At 45.5% G+C, this 7,529-nt stretch carries 4 protein-coding genes; all 4 read left to right on the forward strand.

The window, feature by feature from the left end; translation table 11 throughout:
- Window positions 1-235 precede the first annotated feature (235 nt).
- The 4 genes from guaB (at window position 236) to H5300_RS13230 (ending at window position 7,300) form a co-directional block, all read left to right on the forward strand.
- Complete coding sequence (gene guaB / locus H5300_RS13215) at window positions 236-1,699, forward strand: IMP dehydrogenase (protein WP_004735127.1); 1,464 nt, start codon at window positions 236-238, stop codon at window positions 1,697-1,699.
- Window positions 1,700-1,901: 202 nt separating this feature from the next.
- Window positions 1,902-3,455: a glutamine-hydrolyzing GMP synthase gene (gene guaA / locus H5300_RS13220; RefSeq protein ID WP_017079884.1), complete on the forward strand. Its 1,554-nt coding sequence runs from the start codon at window positions 1,902-1,904 to the stop codon at window positions 3,453-3,455.
- A 323-nt stretch (window positions 3,456-3,778) separates the two neighbouring features.
- A complete protein-coding gene (locus H5300_RS13225; RefSeq protein WP_182796147.1) occupies window positions 3,779-5,476 on the forward strand; it encodes a chitinase in 1,698 nt (565 codons plus the stop codon).
- A 273-nt stretch (window positions 5,477-5,749) separates the two neighbouring features.
- Window positions 5,750-7,300: a Na+/H+ antiporter NhaC family protein gene (locus tag H5300_RS13230; protein WP_182796148.1), complete on the forward strand. Its 1,551-nt coding sequence runs from the start codon at window positions 5,750-5,752 to the stop codon at window positions 7,298-7,300.
- Window positions 7,301-7,529 lie beyond the last annotated feature (229 nt).

Here is a 7,529-nt window from a genome sequence, read left to right on the forward strand (position 1 = left end):
TTGGAATCTCACAGGGCGTGAGTATGGAAGATAGCGGCAATATAATACATAGCAAGGGGGTAAATGCAAATTAAAAACACAAAAATGTGTAGCCAAGCGATTTCGTTGGCCGTATAATCCGTCCGCAATATCTAATCCAAATGCAGTTTGATTTTCCTTAATTGGCTGCCCTCATTAGGCGAAACGATGAGATTGGATTGTTTCTTTTTACTCCTATTATTGTGAGATATTGCAAATGCTAAGAATTGCCAAAGAAGCGCTGACATTCGACGACGTACTGCTAGTGCCAGCACACTCCACCGTTCTCCCTAATACAGCTGATCTTCGCACTCAGCTGACGAAGAATATTTCCCTAAACATCCCAATGATCTCTGCATCGATGGATACTGTGACAGAAGCTCGCCTAGCGATTGCACTGGCACAAGAAGGCGGAATCGGCTTCATTCATAAGAACATGTCTATTGAACAGCAAGCTGAAATGGTTCGCCAGGTTAAAATTTACGAAGCAGGTGTGGTTTCTCACCCTGTTACTGTAAATCCTGACGCGACAATTGCTGATGTTGTAGCCCTTACTCAAAAACACGGCTTTGCCGGTTTCCCTGTTGTTACTGAAACAAACGAACTTGTTGGTATTATTACTGGTCGTGACGTTCGCTTTGTGACTGACCTTTCTAAGAAAGTTGATGTAGTAATGACGCCTAAAGCTCGCCTTGCTTCTGTTAAAGAAGGTGCAACTCGTGAAGAAGTTCAAGAGAAAATGCACGAAGCGCGCGTTGAAAAAGTTCTTGTTGTAAATGATGACTTCCAACTAACGGGAATGATCACTGCAAAAGATTTCCATAAAGCAGAACGTAAACCAAACGCTTGTAAAGATGAGCGCGGCAGCCTACGTGTAGGTGCAGCTGTTGGTGCTGGTGCTGGTAACGAAGAGCGCGTTGCTGCTCTTGTTGAAGCTGGCGTAGACGTTCTACTTATCGACTCTTCACACGGTCACTCTGAAGGCGTACTTAACCGTATCCGTGATACGCGTGCTGCATACCCTGATCTACAAATCATCGGTGGTAACGTAGCAACTGGCGCTGGCGCTCGTGCTCTTATCGAAGCGGGTGTTAGTGCGGTTAAAGTAGGTATCGGCCCGGGTTCAATCTGTACGACTCGTATCGTTACTGGTGTTGGTGTTCCTCAAGTAACAGCAATCGCAGACGCAGCTGAAGTGGCTAACGAATACGGTATTCCAGTAATCGCAGATGGCGGCATTCGCTTCTCTGGCGATATCTGTAAAGCTATCGTTGCTGGCGCATCTTGTGTGATGGTTGGTTCAATGTTCGCGGGTACTGAAGAAGCACCGGGTGAAGTTATCCTTTATAACGGTCGTTCTTACAAATCTTACCGTGGTATGGGTTCTCTTGGCGCTATGTCTCAAGGTTCTTCTGACCGTTACTTCCAATCTGACAATGCTGCAGACAAGCTTGTTCCAGAAGGTATTGAAGGTCGTATCGCATACAAAGGTCGTCTAAAAGAGATCGTTCACCAACAGATGGGCGGCTTACGCTCAAGCATGGGCCTAACGGGTTCTGCAACTGTTGAAGACATGCGTACTAAAGCTGAGTTTGTTCGTATCTCTGGTGCGGGCATGAAAGAATCTCACGTACACGATGTTCAAATCACGAAAGAAGCACCTAACTACCGTTTAGGTTAATAATACGTCCAAACGTTTGAATAATGTGCTGATTTAGTCGGCACATTATTTTATCTACCGTCTGTTTTGTTAAAAGTCCGATTTTCTCAAAACACGTGGTTAAAGATATCTAACGAAAACGTTTGCTTTATTTCTTGAAGAGTTAATCAGAGGTGAGTAAACTCGCCTCCGTTTTATCACATAGCCAATAAGACTGCTTACAATGACTAAAAATATTCATGACCAACGTATTCTAATTCTGGACTTCGGTTCTCAATACACACAGCTAGTAGCTCGTCGTATTCGTGAGATCGGTGTTTACTGTGAACTTTGGAGCTGGGACGTAGAAGAAGCGGATATTCGTGAATTCAATCCAGACGGTATCATCCTATCTGGTGGCCCTGAAAGTGTAACGGAAGAGAATTCTCCACGTGCACCTCAGTACGTATTTGATTCAGGTGTTCCTGTCTTCGGTATCTGCTACGGCATGCAAACTATGGCTGAGCAACTTGGCGGTAAAGTAGCAACGTCTACTGAGCGCGAGTTCGGCTACGCAGCGGTACAAGTAACGGGTGAATCTGCACTTTTCGCTGACCTTGAGACGACTCAAGATGTTTGGATGAGCCACGGTGACAAAGTGGTTGAAATCCCTGCTGATTTTACAAAAATCGCAGAGACAGACACTTGCCCATACGCAGCAATGGCAAACGAAGATAAGAAATACTACGGTGTTCAATTCCACCCAGAAGTAACACACACTAAAAACGGCCTAAAAATGCTTGAGAACTTCGTTCTTAACGCGTGTGGTTGTGAAGGTCTGTGGACTTCAGCGTCTATCATTGAAGATGCAGTTGCACGTATTAAAGAACAAGTAGGTGACGACGAAGTTATCCTTGGTCTTTCTGGTGGTGTTGATTCATCTGTAGTTGCGATGCTTGCTCACCGCGCTATCGGCGACAAACTAACATGTGTATTTGTTGATAACGGCCTTCTTCGTTTAAACGAAGGCGAGCAGGTTATGGACATGTTTGGTGACAAATTCGGCCTTAACATCATTAAAGTTGATGCTGAAGAACGTTTCCTTAACGCTCTGGAAGGCGAAGCTGAACCAGAAGCGAAACGTAAGATTATCGGTCACGTATTCGTAGATATCTTCGACGAAGAGTCTAAGAAACTGAAGAATGCTAAATGGCTTGCTCAGGGTACTATCTACCCAGACGTAATCGAGTCTGCAGCATCTAAGACTGGCAAAGCACACGTAATCAAATCTCACCACAACGTTGGTGGTCTTCCTGATGATATGGAAATGGGCCTTGTTGAGCCTCTACGTGAGCTGTTTAAAGATGAAGTACGCAAGATCGGCCTAGAGCTTGGTCTTCCATACAACATGCTTTACCGCCACCCATTCCCGGGTCCAGGTCTAGGTGTTCGTGTACTTGGCGAAGTGAAGAAAGAGTACTGTGACTTACTGCGTCGTGCTGATGCTATCTTCATTGAAGAGCTTCACGCTGCTGACCTTTACCACAAAGTATCTCAAGCATTTACGGTATTCCTACCAGTACGTTCAGTTGGCGTAATGGGCGATGGCCGTAAGTACGATTGGGTTGTATCTCTACGTGCTGTAGAAACTATCGACTTCATGACTGCTCACTGGGCACACCTACCATACGACTTCCTAGGTAAGGTTTCTAACCGTATTATCAACGAAGTTAACGGCATTTCACGTGTTGTTTACGATATTTCTGGTAAGCCACCAGCAACTATCGAGTGGGAATAATCTCTTAGAGATTTAACCAGTTTTGATTTAGCTATTATTTGACTTAGCCATGATTTGACTTAGTTATTAAAAGCCTCGAACTCAGTTCGGGGCTTTTTTATTTCTGACTCAGGGTATTAAAAGCTTATAGCTGACAACTAAACACCAAATCAGTTGGAAACTAGATATCAGCTCAAGAAACCATGAGACGCTTTGTTGTGTTGAGCTATATATCAAAAAGATCACTCGCACTTTTTATAAACTCACACCGCTACAGCTAGGCCATTTCACATGTGAAGCATACTCTTTGATGGACTTATTAAGGACAGATAAGAGAATCCATCATGTTAAAAATCAAATATTTGGCGACAGTGCTCGGCTGCACATTGGCAGCGCAGAGTCATGCGTCTTTGAACATCCAACCTGATCCGCAAAACCCGAATGGTTACCTTGTTGAAAAGTCGGCCCTACAAGCTGCTGAACAAGCGAAAACATCCGATCCTATGTATGCGATCTGGTCACAAGCATTACAGACTCGTCCCAATAGTATTGTTGAAGCGATAGAACCGGGCTTAGCCTCGAATCCTGAAAACGTGAAACGAGTCGAGCGTGTATTCCCCCAATCTGAATGGGATTTCCTCACTCAGATGGCAGCATCAGAATATACTTACACTCGCTTCTTACGTGCGATTGGCAAATTCCCAGCCTTCTGTGGAGAGTACACCGACGGCCGTGACTCCGACGCCATTTGTAAAAAATCCATCATCACCGCTTTTGCTCACTTCTCTCAAGAGACGGGCGGTCACATCGCGATAGACAACACCTCTGATAATCCATTAGCTCTAGAAGAATGGCAGCAAGCGCTGGTGCATGTTCGTGAAATGGGTTGGTCTGAAGGCCAAGAAGGTTATACCACGGGTTGTGGTCAGAACGATTGGCAGAATGCACGTTGGCCATGTGCCGCGGGGCAGGGCTACTTCGGTCGTGGTGCTAAACAGCTTTCTTACCACTTTAATTACGGTGCGTTCTCAGAAGTGATGTTCGATGGCGATGCAACGGTGCTATTGAATAATCCAGGCTTGGTTGCTGATTCATGGTTGAACTTGGCTTCTGCTATCTGGTTCTTCCTTACTCCTCAAGCACCTAAACCAGCCATGCTGCATGTTATTGACCGTACTTGGACTCCCTCTCAACGCGAGTTGGATGCAGGAATTGGTTATGGCTTTGGTACCACGATCAACGTGATTAATGGTGGTATCGAGTGTGGTGAGCAGAACAAAGACAAAGGCCAACCCGTTAACCGTATTCGTTATTGGGAAGGGTTAGCAGCGCATTATCAAATTCCGGTAGAGGCGGATGAAGCCAATACTTGTTGGCAGCAAACACCTTACGGAAGCTTGAATCTCAACGGCGCGACCGATGTGCTGTACACCAACTGGGATGGCAACTGGAAATACTACGCAGACCGCCCTGAAGGTTATTCATTTGAATGTGAACTTGTTGGTTTCCAAACGGCATATTCAGCGCTAGTGGCTGGCGATTACGAGAAGTGTGTGACCAACTTTTATGGGTCTCATGCGAGCTGGCCTGAAGTGAAAGTGGTCGATAAGCTTGATCCGGTAGACCCAGGTACTGATCCCGGTGGTAATGGTTGGAGTGCGACCAAGGTTTACAACGCGGGCGACCAAGTGACTCACAACGGTGCAACCTACGAAGCGAAATGGTGGACACAAGGGGACGACCCTGCGAATGGAGGCCCTTGGAAGTTGATTGCTGGAGAGCCAACACCACCCGTAGTCACCGATCCTACACCTGTTGATCCTGCTCCGGTTGACCCAACACCAGTTGAACCACCTGTTACCGAGCCGCCTGTCGTCGTTGACCCATCGGTGTTTATCACATGGCAAGCGGGCGTTAGCCAAGTGAGTAATGGCGACAAGGTGACGCATAACGGCAAGTGTTTCGTGGCTAAAAACGGGCCGGGTGTATGGGAAAGCCCTGTTCAGTCGAATTGGTTCTGGGATGAAATTAGCTGTAATTGATCGTTTGAATACTGAAAAGCGGTCTAACCGACGAGTTCAGTAGTACGACCATAATGATATAAATAATCAAAAACCGAAAGTTTCTACTTTCGGCTTTTTTTCGTTTCGAACTTGGCCATCTAAGGAGGGCTATTGGTCTATTTGGCTATGTTGAAGCGCATTTAAAGACTAATTATCCCGTTAGAGGATAAAGTTCTGTACAAATGGTGATTGTGAATTTATATTCAAATTTAATTTATATTTATTCTTTTATTTTAGGGTTAAGGTGTACCTATGGAACAGACAGATATCACGTCACTCATCCCCATTGTGATTACTTTGGTGTTGTCGTTGGCGACAAGGAATGTAGTGATAGGCCTATTTGCAGGCGTGCTGAGTGGTGTGGCAATGCTCACTGGTATGTTTAGCGAACTTAACCCGCTTGATACGTTTGGTACCATGGTGAAAGGTTACTTAGTCCCTCAACTTACCGACAGCTATAATGCAGGTGTGATCATGCTGTTGGTGTTCATCGGTGGCTTTGTTGCTTTGATGGAAAAGTCAGGTGGTGGCGTTGCATTTGCCAAGCGTGTCACTCAATGGGTAAGCAATAAATGCCAAGCTCAAATCTCAGCATGGTTGGGTGGAATCGTGATATTTTTCTCAGACTTAGGCACTCCGTTAATTGTTGGCCCTGTTTTTCGTCCCCTTTTCGATAAACTGAAACTCTCAAGACAGAAGCTAGCATTCATCATCGACTCAACCTCGTCGCCCGTCGCTATTCTTATCCCTTTCATTGGATGGGGCGTTTACATCATGAGTCTTATCCAGAAAGAATTTACTGCGTTGAGCGTTAACATGTCTGACTGGGATGCCTTCATCGGTGCGATTCCTTTTCAGTTCTACGCATTCCTAGCTATCTTCATCGTGCCCTTGGTGTCAGTCAAAGGTTTAGATTTTGGACCAATGGCGAAAGCCGAGCGTGATTGCCAAGCGGGAATTAACTCTGGCGTGAATAGCGAATCACTGAATCCGTTCTCGCATAAAAATGCAAAGGCATCTTTTGTCTGGGCACCATTGTTAGTGATGCTGGTGGTGTTGTGTGCGATGTTAGTTCCTCAAGGCTTCCCGTTCCAAAAGGTCGCGGGTTCATCGTTCAGAGCAGCTTTATCATCGGCTTATTTCTTTGCGGCGATTACTTTGATCTCACTCATGGCTTACTACGGTGTAAGAAAGCTGTCTGATGGTGTTTCAGTGTATTTAAAAGGCATGGGAAACATGATGCCCGTAGCGATCATCTTAGTATTGGCGTGGGCGTTAAGCACAGTGGGTAAAGAGTTGGGCGCAGCCGCTTATATTGCCGAGCAAGCACAGAGTGGTTTTCCATATTGGTTAGTGCCTGCGGTTGCGTTTTTATTATCGGCTATTATTTCATTCGCAACGGGATCGTCGTGGGGAACCTTCGCGATCATGATGCCATTGGTTATTCCAACCGCGATTGCGATTGATGCACCGTTACTCGTCGCAATTGGCGCTGTGCTATCTGGTGGCTTGTTTGGTGACCATTGCTCTCCGATCTCTGAAACAACGATTCTTTCTTCAACAGGGGCAGGGTGTGACCAGTTTGAACACTTTAAGACACAGCTTCCTTATGCGTTGATGAACGGCTCTATCGCTTTGGTTAGTTTTGTAGTGGCAGGCTTTACTGGAAGTGCACTGGTTGTGTTGGGCGCTCTTGTTGCTCAGCTTATCCTTGTGACTCTGTTAGCTAAACGCGATGCGAGTAAACACGCTTCTTCAGAAGTTCAATCTCAAGTGCCTGAATCTAAAACACAACAAGCGTAATTTAAGATTACGAATGGGGAACAGATACGGGATGCGAGTAATCGAGTAACGAAAAGCTCGCTCCCTATCGTTCGTCACTTTATACCTCATATTTCCTTACTCTATCCGTCATATATGGACCCACCCAGTTTGCAAGTAATTTTACACGTTTGGTAATAGAGTCATTGCCTTCATATATTCGGCCTATTTATTGAGCACATTATTATTGTGTTCATGGCCCTGATGTAAT

This window comes from Vibrio sp. SG41-7, assembly GCF_014164465.1.
In the GTDB taxonomy this organism is placed as follows: domain Bacteria; phylum Pseudomonadota; class Gammaproteobacteria; order Enterobacterales; family Vibrionaceae; genus Vibrio; species Vibrio splendidus.